Annotated in this window: 24 protein-coding genes; 16 read left to right on the top strand and 8 right to left on the bottom strand. The window is 56.6% G+C overall.

From position 1 onward, the window contains the following. Positions 1 to 5 precede the first annotated feature (5 nt). The 9 genes from RLO149_RS04800 (at position 6) to RLO149_RS04760 (ending at position 8,916) form a co-directional block, all read left to right on the top strand. Complete coding sequence (locus tag RLO149_RS04800; RefSeq protein ID WP_245538126.1) at positions 6 to 734, top strand: phosphate/phosphite/phosphonate ABC transporter substrate-binding protein; 729 nt, start codon at positions 6 to 8, stop codon at positions 732 to 734. A 120-nt stretch (positions 735 to 854) separates the two neighbouring features. Continuing rightward, positions 855 to 1,631, top strand: coding sequence for an ABC transporter ATP-binding protein (locus RLO149_RS04795; RefSeq protein ID WP_013960945.1), 777 nt, complete (start codon positions 855 to 857; stop codon positions 1,629 to 1,631). 27 nt (positions 1,632 to 1,658) lie between these two features. Then, positions 1,659 to 2,387: a transporter substrate-binding domain-containing protein gene (locus RLO149_RS04790; protein WP_013960944.1), complete on the top strand. Its 729-nt coding sequence runs from the start codon at positions 1,659 to 1,661 to the stop codon at positions 2,385 to 2,387. Between the two features lie 57 nt (positions 2,388 to 2,444). Further along, positions 2,445 to 3,329 carry an ABC transporter permease gene (locus tag RLO149_RS04785; RefSeq protein WP_174270226.1) on the top strand — a complete coding sequence of 295 codons (885 nt, stop codon included), beginning with the start codon at positions 2,445 to 2,447 and terminating at the stop codon, positions 3,327 to 3,329. Next, positions 3,326 to 4,132 carry an ABC transporter permease gene (locus RLO149_RS04780; RefSeq protein WP_013960942.1) on the top strand — a complete coding sequence of 269 codons (807 nt, stop codon included), beginning with the start codon at positions 3,326 to 3,328 and terminating at the stop codon, positions 4,130 to 4,132. The genes RLO149_RS04785 and RLO149_RS04780 overlap by 4 nt, the downstream gene beginning before the upstream one ends. Positions 4,133 to 4,219: 87 nt before the next feature. Then, positions 4,220 to 5,554: a glutamine synthetase family protein gene (locus RLO149_RS04775; RefSeq protein WP_013960941.1), complete on the top strand. Its 1,335-nt coding sequence runs from the start codon at positions 4,220 to 4,222 to the stop codon at positions 5,552 to 5,554. Positions 5,555 to 5,557: 3 nt separating this feature from the next. Further along, on the top strand, positions 5,558 to 6,250 hold the full coding sequence (locus RLO149_RS04770) for a type 1 glutamine amidotransferase (RefSeq protein WP_013960940.1): 693 nt from the start codon (positions 5,558 to 5,560) through the stop codon (positions 6,248 to 6,250). Then, the gene (locus tag RLO149_RS04765) at positions 6,235 to 7,593 is read left to right on the top strand and encodes a glutamine synthetase family protein (protein ID WP_013960939.1); all 1,359 of its coding nucleotides are present in this window, start codon (positions 6,235 to 6,237) and stop codon (positions 7,591 to 7,593) included. The genes RLO149_RS04770 and RLO149_RS04765 overlap by 16 nt, the downstream gene beginning before the upstream one ends. Positions 7,594 to 7,611: 18 nt before the next feature. Further along, positions 7,612 to 8,916 carry an NAD(P)/FAD-dependent oxidoreductase gene (locus RLO149_RS04760; RefSeq protein ID WP_013960938.1) on the top strand — a complete coding sequence of 435 codons (1,305 nt, stop codon included), beginning with the start codon at positions 7,612 to 7,614 and terminating at the stop codon, positions 8,914 to 8,916. A 21-nt stretch (positions 8,917 to 8,937) separates the two neighbouring features. Here the strand turns inward: RLO149_RS04760 and phaR are convergent, their stop codons facing one another. From phaR to RLO149_RS04745, 3 genes are all read right to left on the bottom strand, one after another. Next, positions 8,938 to 9,504 carry a polyhydroxyalkanoate synthesis repressor PhaR gene (gene phaR, locus RLO149_RS04755; protein ID WP_013960937.1) on the bottom strand — a complete coding sequence of 189 codons (567 nt, stop codon included), beginning with the start codon at positions 9,502 to 9,504 and terminating at the stop codon, positions 8,938 to 8,940. A gap of 135 nt (positions 9,505 to 9,639) precedes the next feature. Then, positions 9,640 to 10,086 (bottom strand): phasin family protein, encoded by a 447-nt coding sequence (locus RLO149_RS04750; protein WP_013960936.1) that lies wholly within the window; start codon positions 10,084 to 10,086, stop codon positions 9,640 to 9,642. A 139-nt stretch (positions 10,087 to 10,225) separates the two neighbouring features. After that, on the bottom strand, positions 10,226 to 12,031 hold the full coding sequence (locus RLO149_RS04745) for a PHA/PHB synthase family protein (protein WP_013960935.1): 1,806 nt from the start codon (positions 12,029 to 12,031) through the stop codon (positions 10,226 to 10,228). Between the two features lie 109 nt (positions 12,032 to 12,140). Here RLO149_RS04745 and phaZ point away from each other — a divergent pair, with 109 nt between their 5' ends. After that, positions 12,141 to 13,427, top strand: coding sequence for a polyhydroxyalkanoate depolymerase (gene phaZ / locus RLO149_RS04740; protein ID WP_013960934.1), 1,287 nt, complete (start codon positions 12,141 to 12,143; stop codon positions 13,425 to 13,427). A 7-nt stretch (positions 13,428 to 13,434) separates the two neighbouring features. Here the strand turns inward: phaZ and RLO149_RS04735 are convergent, their stop codons facing one another. The 3 genes from RLO149_RS04735 to RLO149_RS04725 form a co-directional block, all read right to left on the bottom strand. Continuing rightward, on the bottom strand, positions 13,435 to 14,145 hold the full coding sequence (locus RLO149_RS04735) for an alpha/beta fold hydrolase (protein ID WP_013960933.1): 711 nt from the start codon (positions 14,143 to 14,145) through the stop codon (positions 13,435 to 13,437). 155 nt (positions 14,146 to 14,300) lie between these two features. Beyond that, a complete protein-coding gene (locus tag RLO149_RS04730; RefSeq protein ID WP_013960931.1) occupies positions 14,301 to 15,056 on the bottom strand; it encodes an alpha/beta fold hydrolase in 756 nt (251 codons plus the stop codon). Between the two features lie 239 nt (positions 15,057 to 15,295). Further along, on the bottom strand, positions 15,296 to 15,673 hold the full coding sequence (locus RLO149_RS04725) for a hypothetical protein (RefSeq protein ID WP_245538125.1): 378 nt from the start codon (positions 15,671 to 15,673) through the stop codon (positions 15,296 to 15,298). 65 nt (positions 15,674 to 15,738) lie between these two features. Here RLO149_RS04725 and thrS point away from each other — a divergent pair, with 65 nt between their 5' ends. The 5 genes from thrS to RLO149_RS04700 all read left to right on the top strand — a co-directional run bounded on the left by thrS (position 15,739) and on the right by RLO149_RS04700 (position 20,434). After that, on the top strand, positions 15,739 to 17,685 hold the full coding sequence (gene thrS, locus RLO149_RS04720) for a threonine--tRNA ligase (protein WP_013960929.1): 1,947 nt from the start codon (positions 15,739 to 15,741) through the stop codon (positions 17,683 to 17,685). Positions 17,686 to 17,888: 203 nt separating this feature from the next. Continuing rightward, complete coding sequence (locus RLO149_RS04715; RefSeq protein ID WP_013960928.1) at positions 17,889 to 18,191, top strand: BufA1 family periplasmic bufferin-type metallophore; 303 nt, start codon at positions 17,889 to 17,891, stop codon at positions 18,189 to 18,191. A gap of 82 nt (positions 18,192 to 18,273) precedes the next feature. Then, a complete protein-coding gene (bufB, locus tag RLO149_RS04710; protein ID WP_013960927.1) occupies positions 18,274 to 19,128 on the top strand; it encodes an MNIO family bufferin maturase in 855 nt (284 codons plus the stop codon). Beyond that, positions 19,125 to 19,883, top strand: a complete 759-nt coding sequence (locus tag RLO149_RS04705; protein WP_013960926.1) for an HvfC/BufC N-terminal domain-containing protein — start codon at positions 19,125 to 19,127, stop codon at positions 19,881 to 19,883. Before bufB ends, RLO149_RS04705 begins: the two co-directional genes overlap by 4 nt. Further along, positions 19,880 to 20,434 carry a DoxX family protein gene (locus tag RLO149_RS04700; protein ID WP_013960925.1) on the top strand — a complete coding sequence of 185 codons (555 nt, stop codon included), beginning with the start codon at positions 19,880 to 19,882 and terminating at the stop codon, positions 20,432 to 20,434. Before RLO149_RS04705 ends, RLO149_RS04700 begins: the two co-directional genes overlap by 4 nt. Positions 20,435 to 20,440: 6 nt before the next feature. Here the strand turns inward: RLO149_RS04700 and RLO149_RS04695 are convergent, their stop codons facing one another. Then, on the bottom strand, positions 20,441 to 20,758 hold the full coding sequence (locus RLO149_RS04695) for an ArsC/Spx/MgsR family protein (RefSeq protein WP_013960924.1): 318 nt from the start codon (positions 20,756 to 20,758) through the stop codon (positions 20,441 to 20,443). A 196-nt stretch (positions 20,759 to 20,954) separates the two neighbouring features. Here RLO149_RS04695 and RLO149_RS04690 point away from each other — a divergent pair, with 196 nt between their 5' ends. Then, the gene (locus RLO149_RS04690) at positions 20,955 to 21,161 is read left to right on the top strand and encodes a cold-shock protein (protein WP_011568104.1); all 207 of its coding nucleotides are present in this window, start codon (positions 20,955 to 20,957) and stop codon (positions 21,159 to 21,161) included. Between the two features lie 341 nt (positions 21,162 to 21,502). On the opposite strand, the gene RLO149_RS04685 is transcribed toward RLO149_RS04690, so the two are convergent. Beyond that, positions 21,503 to 21,982, bottom strand: coding sequence for a dihydrofolate reductase (locus RLO149_RS04685; RefSeq protein WP_044025207.1), 480 nt, complete (start codon positions 21,980 to 21,982; stop codon positions 21,503 to 21,505). Between the last annotated feature and the right edge of the window lie 2 nt (positions 21,983 to 21,984).

Here is a 21,984-nt window from a genome sequence, read left to right as displayed (position 1 = left end):
TGCCAATGTATGAAACCCCGCACACCCGTGCGGCGCATGATATATATTGGCAAGCCATCCGCGATACCTACGGACGCGGCCCAAAGCACCTAAGCCGCGATTTAGACCCGCATGACTGCTGGGAACGCCACGATCTCGTTTTGTCACAAACATGCGGGCTTCCCTATCGCAGCGGCCTGCACGCGTCGGTCTTGCTGGTCGGGACGCCGGACTATGGGGTGGCCGATTGCCCACCCGGTTACTATCGATCCCATTTCATTGTGCGGTCATCTGACGAGCGTATGCAGATCACGGATTTTGCCGGCGCGCGTTTTGCGCGCAATGATGTGCGGTCTCAATCCGGATGGGCAGCTGCTGAACAACACCTGATTGACCACAAGGCCGGTTTCAGCTTTGCGACCAACTGCGTTGATACAAGAGCACATCGCGCCTCTGCCGAAGCCGTCAGCACAGGCATGGCGGATATAGCGGCGATTGATGCGGTGACGTGGGCCTTGTTGGAACGCGACACGGACCTGACCGCCGCCTTGCGGGTGCTGGTCTCGACCGCGCCAACGCCGGGCCTGCCCTATATCTGCGCGCGCGGACAGGACCCTCAGGCGCTTTTTGGCGCAATATCGAAGTCAGTTGCAGGCTTGGAACCGCATATTCGCGCAGCATTGATGATCAAAAACATAGTGCATATTCCCGCGTCCGCGTATCTCGCGGTGCCGCTACCACCGACATCAGGATAAAATAAGTGGCGCTAATGCGCATATTGACCTAGCGGAAACTGAAAATACACACTTTCAAAGTTGCCAAACCAGCAAATTTCCTTCCTTATGCCTTAGCGAAATAAGCAAGAGATCACATACGTGAAGCCGCAAGCGCCCGTCATTGAGATGAAAAACCTGCACAAGGCCTATGGAGCGCTTGAGGTGATCAAGGGCGTCGACATCACAGCACCCAAAGGACATGTGATATCGCTGATCGGGTCTTCGGGCTCTGGCAAATCGACGCTGTTGCGCTGTTGCAACCTGCTGGAGGACAGCCAGCAAGGTGACATTCTGTTCAAAGGGGAACAGGTCACGTGGAAGGGCGAGGGTCATGCCCGCCGCCCCGCTGACAGCGATCAGGTTTTGCGCATTCGCACAAACCTCAGCATGGTGTTCCAGCAGTTTAACCTTTGGGCGCATATGACCATTTTGCAAAACGTCATGGAAGCGCCGGTGACTGTCCTCAAGCGGGACCGTGATGAGGTCGAAAAAGCGGCGCGCGGCTATCTCGACAAGGTTGGTATCGGCGACAAATGCGACGTCTACCCTGCGCAACTGTCCGGTGGTCAACAACAGCGCGCAGCAATCGCGCGTGCACTCTGCATGGAGCCTGAGGCGCTGCTTTTTGATGAACCAACCTCGGCGCTCGATCCTGAACTCGAGCAAGAGGTGATCAAAGTCATCAAGGACCTCGCCAGGGAAGGGCGCACCATGCTGATCGTGACGCATGACATGAAACTGGCCGCTGATGTGTCAGACCATGTCGTCTTTCTGCATCAAGGTCTGGTAGAAGAACAAGGGCCGCCGGAAACGCTGTTCGGCGCACCCAAATCAGAACGCCTGCGTGGGTTTCTTTCGGCAACCCACGCAGCGTAATCAAAAATAATAATTGGGAGTACTGATATGAAAACACTTATCCTGACGACTGCCACTCTGGCCCTGACAGCTGGTATGGCGCTTGCAGATGGTCACGGAAAAACCGTGCGCATGGGCACTGAAGGTGCCTACCCTCCGTATAATTTCCTCAATGACGCCGGCGAAGTCGACGGATTTGAGCGCGAGCTTGGGGACGAACTCTGCGCGCGCGCAGAACTGACCTGCGAATGGGTCACAAACGAGTGGGACAGCATCATCCCCAACCTCGTTTCCGGCAACTATGACGTCATCATCGCAGGCATGTCCGTGACCGATGAGCGTGATGAAGTCATTGATTTTTCTGAGCAATACACCCTGCCAGATCCTTCTGCCTATCTGTCCGCCTCTGCGGATGTGGACCTTGAGGGCGGCGTGATCGCGGCACAGGCCAATACGATCCAGGCAAGCTTTATCGCCTCCTCCGGTGCGGTACTGGTTGAATTTGCGACCCCGGAAGAAACCGTCGCCGCCGTTAAAAACGGTGAAGCGGACGCGGTTCTGGCGGACAAAGCATTCCTGTCCGAACTGGCAAACGCCGATCCGGACCTGATGTTGCTGGAGCAAAACGTCATGATTGGTGGCGGCATTGGTCTGGGCCTGCGCGAAAGCGATACGGAGCTGAAAGAAAAGTTCAACGTGGCGATCCGGTCCATGAAAGAAGACGGCAGCCTGAATGCCCTGATCGGCAAGTGGTTGCCCGATCTGGAACAGTTCTGATCCATTCAAACCGGCGCGCGCCACCGCGGGCGCCGGTTATTTAAAGCGAGACATATTATTTTCAGCTTTTGCACAGATCCAAGTCTTCTGCCTGACTGGCAGTGGATGTCGTGCTATCTGACGACGCCAAAACACATGTCGCTCTATTGGTCCGTGCTGACCGTTTTACTGCTGCTGGCGATCACAGCACCCGTGGCACTGGCCTTTGGGTTTGGCGGCGCATCCGCTGCGCGCTCAAACATCGCGCCGCTGCGTTGGTTTGGAAAATCCTATATTGCAGTGGTGCGCGGCGTGCCCGATATCGCGTTTTTCCTGTTTTTCGTCATCGCGTTGGATCAGGGCATCGAATACCTCAGACACAAGGCGCTGTGCCCCGACTGGTCGGAACCGATCCGACAGGGGAATGATTTTGTCGTCTGTCAGGCGGCAAAAATGCCCTTGGGCTCGGCCCCGCAGTGGGTCCATGAGAGCTATGGGTTCGCACTGGCTGTCCTGACATTTGCCCTTGTTTTCGGCGCTTTCGCAGCCAATGTCCTCTTTGGGGCCATGCGGGCCGTGCCCCGCAGCCAACTTGAAACTGCCGAAGCCTATGGCATGTCGCGGCGCCAAACCTTCTGGCGCGTGTTGGTGCCGCAGATGTGGGTCTATGCCTTGCCGGGTCTGTCCAACCTCTGGATGGTACTGATCAAAGCCACGCCGCTGCTGTTCCTGCTAGGTGTTGAAGACATCGTCTATTGGGCCCGCGAATTGGGTGGGACCAAGACGCCCCGCTTCACGGATTACCCGCATGGCGACTGGCGCATGTGGTATTTCCTCGCGCTGCTGGTTTTTTACCTGTTGTTCACGCGCGTCTCCGAGATCGTGCTTGAACGGGTCATGGCGCGCCTGACCCACGGACAGGCAACCGCCGCTGGCGAAGCCCAGAGAAAGGCCGCCGCATGAGTTGCTGGCAAACCATTCAGGATTATGGCCTGCGCGCGATCGGTATTGGCGAACGGTTGCTGCCCCGCGATGATTTCACGCTGTGCCAACAGTTTACGCTGATTGGGTCTGGCATGATCTGGAACATCTATTTCGGTCTTGTGGCGCTGATCTGCGGGTTTTTTCTGGCGACAGCCGTAGCCGTCGGCAAGGCGTCCCCTCGCAGGATTTTCCGCAAGCCATCTGAGTGGTTCATCTTTATCTTTCGCGGCTCACCGCTCTTTATCCAGTTCTTCTTCGGCTACTTCCTGTTCCTGAGCCTCAAGTCCGTATCGCCCATATTCGACCCCTTCACAGCCGCCTGGCTCGGGGCGTTGATCGTGCTGTTCTTCAATACGGCCGCTTATTCAGGTGAGATCTTTTACGGCGCGTTGCAGTCCATACCCAAAGGCGACACCGAAGCCGCAGATGCATACGGGATGACCGGATGGGCCCGGTTCCGGCGTGTCATCTGGCCCACTATGCTGCGGCTGGCCTGGCCTGCTTACACCAATGAGGCGATCTTTTTGTTTCATGCAACTGCGCTGGTCTTTCTGTCCGGGTTCCCTGCCTGGCAACAGCGCGGCGATGCACTCTATTATGCCAGCTACTTCGCAGACAAGACGTTCAATCCGTTCGTGCCCTACCCGATCCTCGCGGGGTACTTCATCCTGCTCACGCTGATCGTTGTGGGGATATTCGGGCTGGTCAACGCGCGGCTGAACCGTCATTTGCCGCAAGATGCCAGACCTAAATTGAGGTTGCGTCCCAACCTGATCCGGTAGTATCCATAATTTGATCAAATTATCCGTGGCGCTGGCCGTGGTACGGGACGCCGCACCCTTATGACCAGCCCATAAGACTGGTGCTGTATGAAGAACTGGCTTCGAAAAAATCCACAGGTCCGCACGATCCGGGTGGCGGCTTCTGACCTGAATGGTCAGGCGCGCGGCAAACGCATCCCGTCGCGCTATGCAGATAAAGCGGTCGAGGGTGGCACGCGGTTTCCCATGTCGGTTCTGAACCTCGACATCTGGGGCGAGGATATCGACGACAGCCCGCTGGTCTATGAAACCGGCGACCGCGACGGCGTGCTGAAACCGACCGAGCGGGGGTTCATGCCGATGCCGTGGCTCGATGCGCCCTCGGCGCTTTTGCCGATCTGGATGTTTCACGAAGACGGGCGACCCTATGCAGGTGATCCGCGCCACGCGTTGAACGCGGTGGTTGAGCGCTACAAAGCGCGCGGGTTGACGCCGGTTTGTGCGGTGGAACTGGAGTTTTTCCTGATTGACGATTCCGGTCGCACACTGCAGGTGCCGCCGTCGCCGCGCTCTGGCAAACGCCGCGTGGCAGGAGAAATCCTGTCCCTGCGCGCGCTGGATCAGTTCGATGCATTTTTCACCGACCTCTATGATGCCTGTGAAGAAATGGACATTCCGGCAGACACAGCGATTTCCGAGGCTGGGCTCGGCCAATTCGAGATTAACCTGATGCATTGCGATGATGCGCTCAGGGCAGCTGATGATGCGTGGTTGTTCAAGATGCTGGTCAAGGGCATGGCGCGGCGGCACGGGTTTGCCGCCAGTTTCATGGCCAAACCCTATGAGGATTATGCCGGGTCCGGCCTGCACATTCATTTCTCTGTGCTGGATGGCGCGGGCAACAATGTCTTTGACGACGGGGGCGAGGCAGGCACTGATGTGCTGCGCCATGCAGTTGCGGGGTGCCTCAAGGCCATGCCGGGCTCGGCCTTGGTGTTTGCGCCCCATGCCAACAGCTTTGATCGGATGGTGCCGGGGTCACATGCGCCCACAGGCATCAGCTGGGCCTATGAAAACAGAACCTCTGCCATACGGATTCCCTCTGGCAGCCCTGCAGCGCGGCGCATCGAACACCGGGTGGCGGGCGGCGATGTGAACCCCTACCTGATGCTTGCCGCCGTCTTGGGTGCTGCCCTTAACGGGATCGAAGACGCGCAGGATCCCCCTGCCCCGATCACCGGGAATGCCTATGCCGCAGACCTGCCGCAAATTCCGGGCGACTGGGAAAGCGCGATTAATCAGTTTGAAACCGACGAACAAGTGGCGCGTATTTTTGCCCCCGACCTGATCCGAAATTTCGTGCTGACCAAACGGCAGGAGATGAAATATATGGCCGAGCTGTCGCCGCAGGAACAGGTCACCATCTATCTGGACACGGTGTAGAACATGAAAATTGGTATTCTGATCACCGGACACCCGCCTGAAAACATGATGGAAGGCGGCAGCTACGACCAGTATTTTGAGCGGTTGCTCGAGGGGCAAGGCTTTGACATGCAGGGCTGGGCCGTTGTGGATGGCATCTTTCCCGAAAGTGTCACGGATGCGGATGGATGGCTGATCACCGGATCAAAACATGGCGCTTACGAGCCCCACGACTGGATCCCGCCACTGGAAGACTTCGTTCGCGAGGCTTATGCGGCGGGCCGTCCGATGATTGGCGTGTGTTTCGGCCATCAGATCATCGCGCAGGCCATGGGGGGACGGGTTGAAAAATTCGACAAGGGGTGGTCGGTTGGACTGACCGAGTATCAGATGGACGGTCGCACCTATGCGATCAATGCATGGCATCAGGATCAGGTCGTGCAACGCCCTGAAGGTGCCAAAGTGATCGCCCAATCGGATTTCTGCGAAAACGCGGGGCTTTTATACGGTGATCGCATCTGGACCATACAGCCGCACCCGGAATACGATTCAACCTTTATTAAGGGGTTGATCGAAACACGCGGAAGTGGCGTTGTTCCTGACGACCTCTTGGCACGTGCGATGTCAAAGCTCGAGCAGCCGAGCGACCGCATGGACGTCGCCAACAAAATGGCTGCATTCTTCAAGAAAGAGAGGGCCGCATGGCCGACTGGATAACAAACCTGCCAAATGCTGCGCGCGCCTATCTGGAGGGGCACCGGCTTGACGAAGTTGAGTGTATCATTTCCGATTTGCCCGGCATTGCGCGGGGCAAGGCCGTTCCTGCATCGAAGTTTCAACGGCAGGATTACTTTCACCTGCCCGACAGTATCTTTTACCAGACCATTACCGGCGGCTGGGGCGAAGCGGCGGGGGATGATGGTTTCATTGAACGCGACATGATCCTCAAGCCTGACATGAGCACCGCGACCGCCGCCCCATGGACGGGTGACTGGACGTTGCAGGTGATCCACGACGCCTTTGATCGTGCGGGCGAGCCTGTGCCCTTCAGCCCGCGCAATGTCTTGAAACGCGTCTGCAAGCTCTATCAGGAAAGAGGGTGGTCCCCCGTTGTGGCCCCTGAGATGGAGTTCTTTCTTGTGGCGCGCAACATTGACCCGGCCCATGACATCAAGCCGATGATGGGCCGGTCCGGCCGCCCGGCTGCTGCGCGGCAGGCCTATTCCATGACAGCCGTGGATGAATTCGGCCCGGTCATCGATGACATTTACGATTTCGCCGAGGCGCAGGGTTTTGAGATCGACGGCATCACGCAGGAAGGCGGCGCGGGGCAGTTGGAGATTAACCTTTTGCACGGTGACCCGGTCAAACTCGCCGATGAGGTCTTTTATTTCAAACGACTGATCCGCGAAGCGGCGCTGCGTCATGATTGCTTTGCCACTTTCATGGCCAAACCCATTGCGGATGAACCCGGCAGTGCCATGCATATCCATCACTCCGTTCTGGACACAGAGACCGGGCAAAACGTCTTTTCCACGCCGGACGGCGGAGAAACCGACCTGTTCCGCCACTTCATTGCCGGTCTGCAAAATCACATGCCCGCAGCACTCGCGGTCTTTGCGCCTTATGTGAACAGTTATAGACGCTATGTGAAAGATCACGCAGCGCCGATCAACCTGAACTGGGGACGGGATAATCGCACCACGGGCATCCGCATACCACTGTCCAGCCCCGCCGCGCGGCGCGTGGAAAACCGGCTGGCCGGGATGGATTGCAATCCCTATCTGGGCATCGCGGCCAGCCTCGCCTGCGGATATCTCGGCATGGTCGGTCGCGAAGAACCGCAGCCGGAATTTAAGGGCGACGCCTATGACGGGGATGGGGATATTCCGCGTGTTCTGGGCTCTGCGCTGAACCTGTTTGATGAGGCTGACGCGATCCACGACGTTCTGGGACCAGACTTCGCCCGCGTCTATTCGATCGTGAAACGCGCGGAGTACGAAGAGTTCCTGCAAGTGATTTCGCCTTGGGAACGCGAACACTTGTTGCTCAACGTCTGAGCGTTATCTGAACCGCAAATGGATCTGCTATATACAAACGACACTGCCGGCCAGTACCCGCCAAGCTGGTATGCGGCAACGGCGACGCCACCTGAACCGTTTCCCAAACTGGACGGGGCGCACACCGCAGATGTGTGTGTCATTGGCGCGGGCTACACCGGGCTATCCGCCGCGCTGCACCTCGCAGAATCTGGCCGCCGGGTCATTCTGGTGGACGCGCATCGGGTCGGCTTTGGCGCATCAGGCCGTAATGGCGGTCAGCTTGGCAGCGGGCAACGGGTTGATCAGGAAGCGCTGGAAAGCATGGTCGGGTTTGAGCGCGCGCGCGTCCTGTGGGAATACGGCGAGGATGCCAAGGCACTGGTCAAATCCCTGATCGCAGAACACAAGATCGACTGCCACCTGAAACCCGGCATCGCGTGGACCGGATCAACCAGAAAAGATGTCGCGCATCTGCATGACTACGCGGCGCATCTGCAGAACAAATACAACTACACGCAAATCGCAGCGCTTTCGGCTGAGGAATGTCACGCACTTTGCCCCTCCCCTGACTACAAAGGCGCGTTGCTGGATAGGGGGGCGGCGCACCTGCATCCGCTGGCCTTTGCTTTTGGGCTGGCGCGGGCCGCTGTGGCGGCTGGTGTCACCATTCACGAAAACACGCGGGTTACAGAGCTTGAACATGGTCAAGCCGTTAAGGTCAAAACCGAGGGTGGCGTCATAACCGCCGGTCATGTTGTGCTGGCCTGCAATGGCTACCTGTCAGGATTGGCACCCAAGGTCACCGCGCGCGTGATGCCGATCAATAACTTCATTGTTGCCACCGAGCCACTGGGCGAAGACGCGAACCGCGTGCTGACACAGGATGTCGCAGTCGCGGACAGCAGGTTCGTGGTCAATTACTTTCGCCTGTCCCACGACAAACGGTTGCTGTTTGGCGGGGGCGAAAGCTACGGGTATCAATTCCCGAAAGACATCGCACCGCTCGTGCGCAAACCAATGCAGGTTGTTTATCCGCACCTCAAAGACGTGCGCATCGACTACGCATGGGGCGGGACATTGGGCATCACCATGAAACGCTTTCCCTACCTTGCGCGCGTGGCCCCGAACATCTTGTCCGCCTCGGGATATTCCGGCCATGGGGTCGGAACGGCGACGCATGCGGGACAATTGATGGCCCGCGCAATCGAGGGCCAGGATCAGGGATTTGATACAATGGGCTGCATCCCCACACCGGCTTTTCCGGGCGGGGGTGCCTTGCGCACGCCCTTGTTGATCCTTGCGATGACCTGGTACGCCATGCGCGACCGTCTGGGCTTTTAACCCAGACCGGGTCCTTGCGAACTACTTTAGTTTCGACAGTTTATCCTGCAATTCAGAAAGCTGCTGCTTGATGGAATCGAGGTCTTCGCCCGGTTCTTCAGCCGCCTCCTCGGAGTCGGCCTCATCTTTGCTGTTCCACCCGGATGGGTTGGCCAAACCACCGGTCATCGCTTTCATGAACGCTTTCTGTTGAGCTTCCATCATCTCAAAGCCCGGCATCTTTGCCATCGGGTTCATCGAACCCATCTGATCCAGCATCTGGCTTTGGCCACTACGCAGCATTTCAAAGGACGCTTGCAGAAACTGCGGCACAACACTTGCACCGGGGGTCATGTAGCTGCGCACCAAATCGTTGAGAACGTCAACCGGCAGGACACTTTCGCCGCGGCTCTCGTGCTCGGCGATGATCTGCAACAGATATTGCCGGGTCAGATCGTCACCAGATTTCAGATCGAGGATCTGCACTTCGCGCCCTTCACGAATGAAGCCCGCGATATCTTCAAGCGTCACGTAATCGCTTGTCTCAGTGTTATAAAGCCGTCTGCTGGCGTAGCGCTTTATGAGCAATGATTTTTGTTTTTCCGCCACGGGGTGCCTCCGAAAAAATAGCGCTGCACTGCAGCTTAAGACACTGACGCACAAAAAGAAAGGGCGAGCTTTTACAAGCTCGCCCAACCTCATTGCGCCTTACAGGGAGGATCCAGCGCAAATCAGATTTCTGGTTCAGTTGGTTTTTGCAGCTTTTTTGACAACTGCAGTCGCCTCGTTTGTGGCTTTCTTGACTGCGGCTTGAGCGTCTTCGCTCATGTCTTTGCCAGCGGCCATCATCAATTCAACTGTGTCCATTTGTGCTTTTTTCGCGATTTCAGCGAAAGCAGCCATGTGCTCTGCAGCTGTTTCGGAATACGCGGAAGCGAAATCTGTCATCGCTTTTGCGTAGTCAGCAGGCTCTGCTTTGGCTTTGGCCATGTCCGACATTTTGGCAAGCGTGTCTTGCGCCCATTTGTTGGAAATGTCTGTGGATTTTTCTGCGGCGCTCAGCGCGACGGAAGAGAGCTTTTCATTCAGCGTGGCTGATGTTTTGAAAGCTTCGTCAAATGCTTTGGTGTCTACCGGAAAAGCGCCCATTACATCTTTGAACATTGCGGAGAGATCAGGTGTCTTGCTCATATCTAATTCCTTTCGTCGCCTTCCGAGATGATCCCGGTCTGTTGCGTCTGAGGAATATATAGATGCCGCACTGCAGCATTGCAAGCTTTTTCTGCACTGCAGCACAAATAAATGCTGCAGTGCAGAATTACGTTGAAAATCAGACCGTTGCTTTTATCGCAACATAGGTTCCGGGGGCATCACACAGAATTTCATGCGTAGAATCGCCGGGGATACGCGCCTTAACCTTGCGGCCCGATCGCTTTTTCAACCAGTCGCCCCACAGTGGCCACCATGATCCGTCATGAAAGTCAGCGCGCGCGTGCCAGTCCTGGTACTCCAGTTTCATGTCGGGGTTCGTGTAGTGACCGTATTTGTTCCGGGTCGGCGGATTTACGATGCCTGCAATATGCCCTGACTGGGTCATAATGAACGTCTTATCCTTAGACCCCATTTTCTGGACACCGCGGTAGCTGTCTTTCCACGCCGCGATGTGATCTGTCTCGCAAGCCACGGCACAGAGCGGCACGTCAACATCCGTCAGCGTCAGCTTGTGGCCCAGCAGTTCAAACCCATCCCCCGCCAGTTCGTTGCGCTGGCACAGGCCCCGCAAGTACTGCATTGCCATTTTGCCCGGCAGGTTCGCGCCATCCCCATTCCAGTAGAGCAGATCAAACGCGGGCGGGGCGTGCCCCATCATATAACTCTTGATGGCAGGGCCGTAGATCAGATCGTTTGAGCGCAAGAACGAAAAGGTGCGCGCCATGATCACCGAGGGTAACATCCCCTTGTCTTCAATCTCCGCCTCGATCCCATCAATGAAATCATTGGTCAGAAACGGTGTGAATTCACCCTGATCCGAAAAATCCGTCAAGGCGGTAAAGAAGGTGGCCGACCTGATGGATTTGTCGCCGCGTTGTTTCATCAAGGACAGCGTCAGTGCCAGAGTGGTCCCTGCGATACAGTACCCTACGGCATTGACTTGTTTTTCGCCGCAGATCTCCTTGATCTCGCGAATTGCGGCAAGATATCCCTCCTCGATATAATCCTCCATACCGACATCGCGATAGGTCGGATCCGGATTGATCCACGAAACGACAAAGACGGTCTGGCCCTGTTCAACAGCCCATTTAACCATGCTGTTTTGCTCTTTGAGGTCGAGAATATAAAACTTGTTGATCCAAGGGGGAAAGATCACCAGCGGCGTTTTATAGACCTGTTCCGTTGTTGGCGTATATTGCACCAACTCCATCATGCGGTTGCGGTAAACGACTTTGCCGGGTGTTGTGGCGATGTTGCGGCCCAGTTCAAACGCGTTTTCATCCGCGAGCTTGACCACCAGTTCGCCGTTGTTCGCCTCCAGATCACTGATCAGGTTCTCAAGACCCTGCACAAGGCTCTGGCCCTCCGTCTCGATCGCTTTTTCGAGGGCATCCGGATTGGTTGCCAGAAAGTTGGTCGGCGACATCATATCAACGATCTGTTTGGCGAAATAGTTCAGCCGGGTCTTTTCGAGATCGTCAAGCTCTGTCACATCCTCGACCGCGGTCTGCAGAGCTTGTGCGTTGATCAGGTATTGTTGCTTCACGTAGTTGAAGTAGGGGTGTGTGTCCCACAGCGGGTTGGCAAACCGTTTATCCTTGGGGCCCGGATCTTCGGGGGCTGCCAGCTTGCCTTGTGCAAGCACTTGCTGCGCTTGCACAAAATGCTTCATCGTGTCGGACCAATAGGACATTTGATGTTCCAGCACCTTGGCCGGGTTGTGCATCATTTCGGCCCAATAGGCTTGCGCCGCCCTCCCGAACAACTCTTGATTCGGGCCATCCAAGGCGGCGTTGTGGCCTTGTTTTTGGGTAAGAACTCTCTGCAAACGTTCTGACAACACCTCTACTTTTTTGAGGTTTTGGGTCATTTTTTCGAGTGTTTCGCCGCTGGGGACAACACCTTCGTCACTTTTTGTTGTCATCGGAACCTTTACTCCCTATGTTTGCACCTGCAGCATTACGTCGTTGGCTTTCAGGGGGCGATGCGACTGTCTGTCTCGGCAATCCGGGCAATGGTCAAGGAGACCCCTTATGCGATACATGGCGACATACGACCTTATGGAAACGATCCGTAACACGAACCAATGGCTTGGTGCTTCTGCATTGGCTATGGGATCATACCCTGCATTTTCCCTAATTCCCAACCCTGCTTTTGCATGGATGACCGCATGGGGCGAAGTGACGGAACGCACATTCCAACGCATGATCGTAAAGCCAGACTGGAACATCCCGCCCGTCCCTTCTTTGGACGCGCAGGATCATCTGGTTTCCACCGAAGTCGTCGTGGAAAAGGATTTTGGCGATCTGCTGCATTTTGTCGTCGCTGACCGTCCCGTGCCGAAACGCAAGGTTTTGCTGGTTGCACCGATGTCCGGGCACTATTCAACCCTGTTGCGTTCCACCGTGATCAGCCTGCTGCCTGACGCTGATCTTTACATCACGGACTGGCACAATGCGCGGGATATTCCCGTGAGCGCTGGCAAGTTCGATATTGAAGATTACACCCTATATCTTGTTGATTTCCTGCGCGAGCTCGGCCCGGACACGCATGTGATTGCCGTCTGCCAGCCTGCCCCGCTGGCCTTGGCTGCAACCGCCTATCTTGCCGAGGAAGACCCAAGCGCACAGCCGCGCAGTCTGACGCTCATCGGTGGTCCGGTGGATCCCGATGCGACACCGACGGATGTGACCGACTTTGGCCGCCGCGTGACGATGGGCCAGCTGGAAGAAATGATGATCCAGCGCGTTGGGTTCAAATACCCCGGTGTAGGTCGCATGGTCTATCCCGGCCTGCTGCAACTCAGCTCGTTCATCTCAATGAATGGCGAAACGCACAGCAAAGCCTTCATGAACCAGATCACGCGCGTCGCGCAGGGCGACGCCGAGGAGCACGACAAGCACAACCGGTTCTACGATGAATATCTGGCTGTTATGGACATGACGGCTGAATTCTATCTCTCGACTGTCGAACGCATTTTCAAGAATCTTGAAATTGCCAAGAACGAGTTCGTCGTTGCGGGTAAGAAGGTCGATCTGGGCAAAATAACAACCGTCGCGGTTAAAACTGTCGAAGGGTCGAAAGATGATATTTCGGCGCCGGGCCAATGTGTCGCCGCACTCGATCTGTGCACCGGCCTCCCGGACGACAAGAAGGCAAGCCATCTTGAAGACGGCGCCGGGCACTATGGCATCTTTGCGGGCAAAAGCTGGCGGCGCAACATCCGGCCACTGGTTCTGGATTTCATCGATGCCAACAGTGGTGATGGCAAGCCGACAAGCAAAACCAAGCGGGCCGCGAACAAGAACGCCGCCGCCTGAACGCACCTTACGTCAAGACGTAAGGCTGTGACATCCATTCCCTGAGCGCCTGCGTCGTTTGTGCGGGTTGCTCAAGGGGGGGGAGGTGTCCTGCGTTTTCCAGCACACGCAACACGGCCGACGGGATCAGTTCCGCCATGAATTCATGTCGCTTGACCGGGCAAAGCGCGTCATGCGCCCCACAAAGCACAAGTGCAGGCACTTTGCATTTGCGTAGCGTCGTCTGCTGATCAGGGCGGCGTTGAAGGGCGCGCGACTGTCTGACGAACACCTCTGGCCCGGCGGCTGCGGCCATATCCATCACCAAATCCAGCACCTCGACCTGTGCAGGCCCGGGGGCGAGGTATTTCGGCTTCATTTCTTCGCGCATTACATCCAGCATCCGACCGGTGCGGGCTGCAACAATCTGCGGTTCCCGCCCGGCGGCCACCTGCGGTGTTTCAGCCAGCGGATTGGTGTCCATCAGGGCGATGCGGGTCACCCGCTCCGGGGCGCGCCGCAGGATTTCCATCGCCACAATCCCGCCCATGCTCAGCCCGGCCAGCGCAAAGCGTTGGGGCAATTCATCCAGCAGGCCCGACGCGATCTCCTCGATGCGTTCTCCCCGTGTAATTGGCGCAATCATGACGGCCGTATCAACGGAAAGCTCAGCGATTTGCGGACCGAACAGCCGCGCATCACACATCATTCCGGGCAGCAACACCAGCGGTTCAGCCATCCCGCCCCTCCAGCATTTTGAAAGAGTAACAATTTTTCATTGCGGTTTTTTGCACCTGAGAGACACCGATGTCGCAGTTGTGACCGGCAGAGCGCGAAAGCACAAGCGCCACGCTTTGCGCGGGCTGGCCCACACGCGGGACATCGCCCATCACCTCAAGACGCTGCCAGCGCGAGCACCTCTTCAATCGCAGAGTCGATCAGACCGAGGCAAGGCCCATCCGAAAACCGGTGATCCGCATCTTTGACAAGCAACAATCGCATATCCGGGCTTTGGGCATGCTCCAGCAACCTGATCGCAGTTTGCATGCTCACCGCAGTGTCTGCGGTGCCTTGCAGACATCTGACCGGAAAATCCAAAACCAAGGGTTTACGCAGGACCAGTTTTTCCCTGCCATCCTCGATCATGCGGCGGGTGATGATATAGGGCTCCATGTAGTCAGAGGGTATTTCAATCTGGCCCTCCGTCTCAATCTGCGCCTTTTGCGCCTCACTGAACGAAGCCCAATACCCGTCTTCGGTAAAGTCTGGCGCCGCCGCGATGGTAACCATGCCAATGATGCGATCCGACATCCGCCGCGACAGCAGCAATGCTTGCCAGCCCCCCATGGACGAGCCGACGGGCAGTACAGGACCCGTCGTCAGCGCGTTAAGGATATCGAATGTGTCTTCTGACCAATCCCCAATGCATCCCTCCTCAAAGGTACCCGATGACAGACCATGGCCTGAGTAGTCAAACCTCAGAAAGGCCCTGCCGCTCTGCCGGGCCCACGCCTCAAGGTGCACCGCTTTGGTGCCTTCCATATCGGATTTCAGGCCACCGAGGAAAACAATCAAAGGTCCTGCACCAAGCGTCAGGTGATAGGCCAGCCTGCGCCCGCGGGGGCTATCAAAATGCTTCGGATCAGACATCTCAACCTCTTTTTGGCCGATGATGCGCCGAACCCTTCGGAACCTACAATCCCCGAAGCACAATTTATCGGGCTTACTTTGTTTTTTGAATGGGTAATGTTTGCGCCGCTTGGTTAAAGGCCGGGCGACCGGTCGCACATGCCGCGAAGGGCTATAGGCGCCTGAACTGATTTGGGATCATCTTGCATTGCCCGAAGACCGCCGCCCATCTGGGAAGCGATCAACCGGATGGCAGGTGATCAGCCGCTGACGTATGTCTGCGCGCGGGGGCGATAAAAAACCTTTTGGTTATGGAGCCTGCCCAGAAGTTCTTCGCTCTCGCGCAGATCTCCTTCGATGACCATGATCGATTCGAGTTCGGCCGGGTTCTGATCCGACAACGCACGGCGCATCTTGCACAGTTCGCGGGACCGCGCACGCAGCGCTTCTTCGATGACATCAACGTCGTGAATGCTAAGTTCGAAAGTTCTGTTGAAACGCGGCATCTGAAAATCCCTCACATTTGGACGTTTCGCATTGGAAACATATGTCGGATTTAACACGTAAGGTGTCGCAGTCAACGTATTCTTCGGTATACAATTTCTGCCCCGCTTGACACGAACTGCATAGGGGTTCATCAGCCAAGCTCCTAAACCCGCAACCGGGCGTCTCGTAGGCGCCAAACTGACGAGGAGCGCCCAAGATGGCCCAGATCTCTCTCACCTTCCCCGATGGCAGCGCACGCGAATTCGACGCAGGCGTCACCGCTGGCGATGTCGCAGCCAGCATTTCAACCTCCCTGCGCAAGAAGGCGATCAGCGCGACCGTCGGCGGCGAGCACTATGATCTGGCTTGGCCAATCAGCGCAGACACCACCATCGCGATCCACACAATGCAGGACGAGGCACAGGCAAATGAACTGGTGCGCCACGACCTTGCTCATATCATGGCGCGCGCCGTGCAGGAAATCTGGCCAGAGACCAAAGTGACAATCGGCCCTGTAATAAAGGATGGCTGGTATTACGACTTTGACCGCGCTGAGCCGTTCTCGCCCGAAGACCTTGGCCTGATCGAAAAAAAGATGAAAGAGATCATCAACAAACGCGACCCAGTGCGCACGGAAGTGTGGGACCGCCCGCGTGCAATCGCCTTTTATGAGGCGAACAACGAACCCTATAAGGTCGAGTTGATCGACGCCATTCCGGGCGATGAACCCTTGCGGATGTATTGGCACGGCGACTGGCAGGACCTGTGCCGTGGCCCGCATCTGCAACATACCGGGCAAGTGCCCGGCGATGCGTTCAAACTCATGTCCATCGCAGGCGCGTATTGGCGCGGTGACAGTGACCGCGCGATGCTGCAGCGTATTTACGGCGTGGCCTTTACGGGCAAGGAAAAGCTCAAAGCGCATCTGACCATGCTGGAGGAAGCGGCCAAACGCGACCACCGCAAGCTGGGCCGCGAAATGGACCTGTTTCACATGCAGGAAGAAGCCCCGGGGCAAGTATTCTGGCATCCAAACGGCTGGTCCATCTATACAACGCTGCAGGACTACATGCGCCGCAAACAACGCGCGGCGGGCTATCAGGAGGTCAACACCCCTCAGGTGGTTGATCGCAAGCTGTGGGAAGCCTCGGGCCATTGGGACAAGTATCAGGAGCATATGTTCATCGTCGAAGTGGACGAGGAACACGCGCGCGAAAAAGCGGTCAATGCGCTGAAACCCATGAACTGCCCGTGCCACGTGCAGATTTTCAATCAGGGGCTTAAATCCTATCGCGACCTGCCGTTGCGCATGGCTGAATTCGGGTCCTGTAACCGCTATGAACCGTCAGGTGCACTGCACGGGATCATGCGGGTGCGCGGGTTTACTCAGGACGATGGCCATATCTTTTGCCGCGAGGACCAGATCGAGGCGGAATGCGCGGCCTTCATCACCTATCTGTCGTCCGTCTATCAGGATCTCGGTTTTGAGAAGTTCGAGATCATGTTTGCCACACGGCCCGAAAAGCGCGTGGGATCTGAGGAAAGCTGGGACCATGTCGAGGCCGCGCTGGAAAACGCGATCAAGGCGACAGGTCATCCCTATACGCTGGACGCAGGCGAAGGGGCATTTTACGGGCCCAAGCTGGATTTCAAACTCACCGACGCCATTGGCCGGGAATGGCAGTGCGGCACGTTTCAGGTTGATCCGAACCTGCCGGAACGGTTGGACGCCACATTTATCGGAGAGGATGGGGCAAAGCACCGCCCTTACATGCTGCACCGGGCCTGTCTGGGTTCGTTCGAGCGGTTCATCGGGATTTTGATTGAAAATTCCGCCGGGAAACTGCCGTTCTGGCTGGCCCCGCGGCAGGTGGTTGTGGCGTCAATTATCACTGACGCGAATGACTACGTGATGCAGGTGGTTGATCAACTCAAGGCAGCTGGGGTGCGCGCGGAAGCCGATCTGCGAAATGAAAAGATCAACTACAAGGTGCGCGAACACTCCGTCGGCAAGGTCCCTGTCATTCTGGCCGTTGGCGCGCGCGAGGTCGAAGAACAGACAGTCACCCTGCGCAGGCTCGGAGAGAAAAAGACCACCGTTGAGAGTCTTGAGGCTGTAACACAAGCTTTGGGACGTGAGGCAACGCCGCCCGACCTTTTGTAACAAAAAAGCCTGTTCTCAGCCGTTACACAGAATACGCCGCAGTTTTTGAAACATTTCTGCGGCGTTTTACGTGTTTTTCTGCCCCTTGGTCACCATTTGCTGACGCATGTGTGACACACAGGCTCGTGAATGGTATGTTTTGCATGCTTTGATACAAATGAGGCACAGATGGCCAGCAGGTCAGTTTAAAAAGGGAAAATGATATGTCCAACACGATGAAAACCGTCGCAATCGCAAGCGCAGTCGCTGCCGCCTTCGTCGCGCAGACAACAACCGTTCAGGCCGCCGCCAAGGAAAAATGCTATGGCATCTCGCTTGCGGGCGCGAATGATTGCGCTGCTGGCCCCGGCACAACATGCGCCGGTTCGTCCACTGTCGATTATCAGGGCAACGCATGGACGCTTGTTGACAAAGGCACATGCGCAGAGATCGAACTGCCCGCCATGGCAGACGGCACTCCACGCGAAGGGTCGCTCGAAGAGCTGGACCGCGACCGGCCCGCATAACTAATCCATTCCCGCGCCCGGCATTTTCGATGTCGGGCGCTTTTCAGGCACCTCTCGGCTGGCCGCAATTCTCGGAGAGCCCATGTTAGACACTTCCCCACACGCGCCCAACCTGCCCCTTGCGCCGGGTGTTGGTTACAAACCACAGCATTTCAGTGACCTGATGGAACGGCCCGGCTGCGTAGAGTGGCTGGAAGTTCATGCGGAAAACTACATGGGCGATGGCGGTCGCCCACACGCCCAGTTGCGGGCATTACAGGACCGCTTCGCATTATCCGTTCATGGTGTCGGATTGAGCATTGGTGGCATACAGCCACTGGACAAAGCGCACCTGGCGCGGCTCAAGACACTGCTGGATCGCACAAATCCAGCGAGCTTTTCAGAACATCTTGCCTGGTCAACCCATGGTGCAGAGTTTCTGAACGATCTGCTGCCCCTGCCCTATACGAATGAAACACTCGCGCATGTCGCGGATCACATCGACGAGGTTCAAGAGGTCATTGGGCGGCAAATGCTGCTAGAAAACCCGTCAAGCTATCTGGCGTTTGACGAAAGCACGTGGCGCGAAACCGATTTTCTGGCGGAACTGGTCAAACGCACCGGCTGCGGTCTGTTGCTGGACGTGAACAACGTTTTTATTTCTGCGACCAATCTCGGCTATACCCCGAAAGACTATATCGACGCATATCCGCTCGCAGCGGTGGGCGAAATTCATGTTGGCGGTCATGACGAAGATGCGGACGATCATAGCGCGCCGCTGTTGATTGACAGCCATAGCAAACCCGTCGTGGACCCGGTCTGGGATTTGCTGGCCTATACGATTTCCAAAACCGGACCGCGCCCCGTTCTTGTGGAATGGGACAACGACGTGCCGGACTGGCCGATCTTGCTGGCAGAGGCCGAGCGCGCCGCGCAGGCTCTCGAATCCGTCGGATGACAGTTGAACAGACCCAGTTTCGCGCAGCCTTGCTTGACGCTCAGGCAGTGGTGCCGCCCGGATTGACGGATGGCGCAGGGGATCCCGCTGGCAACCGGTTTTCTGTTTATCGCAACAATGTGCTCGTCTCGCTGACAGAAGCCCTGACGGTTGCTTTTCCTTTACTTGTCAAGCTCTTGGGTGCGCGGGGTTTTGCACAACTCGCCGAAGTTTACGCAAGGCAAAACCCGCCGCGATCCCCCCTGATGATGCACTATGGCGCCACGTTGCCCGCGTTTCTGGAGACCTTTGAGCCTCTCGCCCATCTGGGGTATCTCGCGGATTGCGCGCGCCTTGATATTGAAATGCGACAATCCTACCACGCAGCGGACGCACCAGACCTCAATCCGGAGGTTTTCCAACAGGATGAGGCGGCGCTGATGCAGCTAAAGTTGCGCCTGAAGCCCTCTACCAAAGTGTTGCGTTCACGCTGGCCACTTTACGACATCTGGGCATTCAACATGACCGAAAACGCCGACAAGCCGCGTGCCATCGCGCAGGATGTGATCATCACGCGCCCCGAATTCGACCCCGCACCTCACCTGCTGGCACCCGGTGGCGCGGACTGGCTTGAGGCACTGCATGCGGGCGAGGAATTTGGCGCCGCCTGTGAAAAGATCGCCCGTACACACCAAGCCTTCGACCTTACAGCCTCGCTGACGCAAGCGATCGCCACGCACGCCCTGACAGAATACACTACAAAGGAAACACCATGATTACCCTTTACACCGCCATTTCGGATCGCCTGACGCGGGCAGAATGGCTCTTGCCAACTCTGGCGCGTTTGGTTTTTGCAGGCACGTTGCTGATGTATTTCTGGGTCTCCGGCCTCACCAAATTGGGCGACGGTTTCATGGGGTTGTTTCAACCATCTGTCGGCGCTTATGCGCAGATTTTCCCCAGGGTGATGGAGGCCGTGGTCTATGACACATCACAGCTTTCCATATGGCATTGGGCTGTGGTCGTCGCAGGGACATGGGCAGAGTTCATTCTGCCTGCGCTGATCGTGGTCGGGCTTTTCACGCGGTTGAGCGCTTTGGGCATGATCGGATTTGTGATCGTACAATCGCTGACCGATTTGATCGGTCATGGCGGTCTGGAACATGCTGAAACGTTCGGCGCGTGGTTTGACCGGTTTCCCGACAGCATCATCATGGACCAACGCGCGTTCTGGATCTTTGTGCTGCTGGTTCTGGTGGTCAAAGGCGCCGGGCCGCTGTCGCTCGACAGGGCGATTTCACGGCAGGTTCTACCCCGAGAGATGTGAAACTGCTCAGGCTGCGCCCAACGCGGCCTGAGTTTCCTTGCTCCAGCCCAGATACAAGGTGTCGCCCTGCTGTATCAGCGGTCGTTTCATGAGTGCAGGGTGTTCCTTTAGGAGTGTCAAGGCGGGCCTGCCGCGCGCTTCTTCATCCAAGGAGCGCCACGTGGTGGACCGTGTGTTCACCAGTTGATCCCCAAAGGTCTCGTGTGCCCGCGCCAATACGCTATCCGGAACGCCATCACTGCGCACATCTACCAACACAGCACCCGGCAAGGCTTTCATAGCTTTCCGGCAAGTATCGCAATTTTTCAAACCATAAAGTTGCATAGTTTTTCCTCTTTTTTCGCTGTGGTTAACGTAGTTTTGAGCAGTTTACACCTGATACTGCTTGATTTTTTCATGAGAAGCCCAATCTGATAAAGCAAGGTCAAACTTGGGGTAATGCGCAAGTGCAGCCGAAAACTGGAAGTTCACGCCGCTTTTATCAAAGGCGGTGTAAAGAGACAAAGGAGGCACGGAAAAGATGCCAACTGGCACCGTGAAATGGTTTAACACCACCAAGGGTTATGGGTTCATCGCCCCCGAAGGTGGCGGCTCGGATGTGTTTGTGCACATCTCTGCTGTAGAACGGTCAGGCCTGACGGGTCTGGCGGACGATCAGAAAGTCGACTTCGAGCTTACGGAGGGGCGAGACGGACGTCAGATGGCGAGCGATCTCAAACTGCTCTGATCCGTAGAAAATTTTACAGCGCTTGGGCCAAGATGTATGGCCCGGGCTGTCGCTTTGTTCCGCTTGCTGTTTTTCCATATGACGGTGACGCGTGACAGACACGCCCAGAAACGAACCATCCAAAACCGGCTCGGTTTGATCGCAACAGTGGCGCATAGTTAGTATCCGTTCCACAGTTGATAGGTGCGAATGGTTTGGTATGAACTCCGATCGTGACCAGCATTCGGAGCGCAAGTTGCCCGGCAACCGCAGGCGTCGGCAACATAACTGTCTGCACCGGCGCGCTCAGAGCTGATTTCGCCAAACGACACCCTGTTGAGCTGATCGCACCGCGCAGGAAGCTACATCAACCTCAGATACTCATGCACAGAACAGGCAGGCGCCTGCCCGCGCAGCGGACGCGTGTCGATTGCCTTCCAACCCGCTACGTCAAAATTTGGGAAAAACGTATCGGCATCAGGGACGTCGATCTGCACTTCAGAAATCAACAAGCGATGTGCCAATGGCAGCATTTCCTGGTAAATTGCTGCACCACCAATACCATAAATTCGCTGATGCCCGTGCTCTATCGCAAGCTCAATGGCAACCTTTACACTGGGTGCAACCACTTCCGCAGTATCCGAATTTGATGAAACCACGACGTTAAAACGTCTGGGCAGAGGCTTCACCGGGAGGCTCTCCCAAGTGTTGCGCCCCATTATCAGCGCGCCGCCCAAGGTTTCGCGCTGAAAGAACTTAAGATCCTCAGGGACATTCCATGGGATTGTCCCGTCACGTCCGATCGCGCCGTTTTCTGCACGGGCCACAATGAGAGTAATCACTG

Origin of the sequence: Roseobacter litoralis Och 149 (genome assembly GCF_000154785.2) — a bacterium.
Classification (GTDB): domain Bacteria; phylum Pseudomonadota; class Alphaproteobacteria; order Rhodobacterales; family Rhodobacteraceae; genus Roseobacter; species Roseobacter litoralis.
Note: the sequence above shows the minus strand (reverse complement) of the source record. Positions and strands in the feature narration are given on the sequence as shown.

What these genes read in the sequence shown, in the direction of transcription:
- RLO149_RS04800 (WP_245538126.1), top strand. Translation starts at nt 6, where the DNA reads ATGTATGAAACCCCGCACACCCGTGCGGCGCATGATATATATTGGCAA.
- RLO149_RS04790 (WP_013960944.1), top strand. Translation starts at nt 1,659, where the DNA reads ATGAAAACACTTATCCTGACGACTGCCACTCTGGCCCTGACAGCTGGT.
- RLO149_RS04780 (WP_013960942.1), top strand. Translation starts at nt 3,326, where the DNA reads ATGAGTTGCTGGCAAACCATTCAGGATTATGGCCTGCGCGCGATCGGT.
- RLO149_RS04775 (WP_013960941.1), top strand. Translation starts at nt 4,220, where the DNA reads ATGAAGAACTGGCTTCGAAAAAATCCACAGGTCCGCACGATCCGGGTG.
- RLO149_RS04770 (WP_013960940.1), top strand. Translation starts at nt 5,558, where the DNA reads ATGAAAATTGGTATTCTGATCACCGGACACCCGCCTGAAAACATGATG.
- RLO149_RS04765 (WP_013960939.1), top strand. Translation starts at nt 6,235, where the DNA reads ATGGCCGACTGGATAACAAACCTGCCAAATGCTGCGCGCGCCTATCTG.
- RLO149_RS04760 (WP_013960938.1), top strand. Translation starts at nt 7,612, where the DNA reads ATGGATCTGCTATATACAAACGACACTGCCGGCCAGTACCCGCCAAGC.
- RLO149_RS04750 (WP_013960936.1), bottom strand. Translation starts at nt 10,086, where the DNA reads ATGAGCAAGACACCTGATCTCTCCGCAATGTTCAAAGATGTAATGGGC.
- RLO149_RS04745 (WP_013960935.1), bottom strand. Translation starts at nt 12,031, where the DNA reads ATGACAACAAAAAGTGACGAAGGTGTTGTCCCCAGCGGCGAAACACTC.
- phaZ (WP_013960934.1), top strand. Translation starts at nt 12,141, where the DNA reads ATGCGATACATGGCGACATACGACCTTATGGAAACGATCCGTAACACG.
- RLO149_RS04735 (WP_013960933.1), bottom strand. Translation starts at nt 14,145, where the DNA reads ATGGCTGAACCGCTGGTGTTGCTGCCCGGAATGATGTGTGATGCGCGG.
- RLO149_RS04730 (WP_013960931.1), bottom strand. Translation starts at nt 15,056, where the DNA reads ATGTCTGATCCGAAGCATTTTGATAGCCCCCGCGGGCGCAGGCTGGCC.
- RLO149_RS04725 (WP_245538125.1), bottom strand. Translation starts at nt 15,673, where the DNA reads ATGAACCCCTATGCAGTTCGTGTCAAGCGGGGCAGAAATTGTATACCG.
- thrS (WP_013960929.1), top strand. Translation starts at nt 15,739, where the DNA reads ATGGCCCAGATCTCTCTCACCTTCCCCGATGGCAGCGCACGCGAATTC.
- RLO149_RS04715 (WP_013960928.1), top strand. Translation starts at nt 17,889, where the DNA reads ATGTCCAACACGATGAAAACCGTCGCAATCGCAAGCGCAGTCGCTGCC.
- bufB (WP_013960927.1), top strand. Translation starts at nt 18,274, where the DNA reads ATGTTAGACACTTCCCCACACGCGCCCAACCTGCCCCTTGCGCCGGGT.
- RLO149_RS04705 (WP_013960926.1), top strand. Translation starts at nt 19,125, where the DNA reads ATGACAGTTGAACAGACCCAGTTTCGCGCAGCCTTGCTTGACGCTCAG.
- RLO149_RS04700 (WP_013960925.1), top strand. Translation starts at nt 19,880, where the DNA reads ATGATTACCCTTTACACCGCCATTTCGGATCGCCTGACGCGGGCAGAA.
- RLO149_RS04695 (WP_013960924.1), bottom strand. Translation starts at nt 20,758, where the DNA reads ATGCAACTTTATGGTTTGAAAAATTGCGATACTTGCCGGAAAGCTATG.
- RLO149_RS04690 (WP_011568104.1), top strand. Translation starts at nt 20,955, where the DNA reads ATGCCAACTGGCACCGTGAAATGGTTTAACACCACCAAGGGTTATGGG.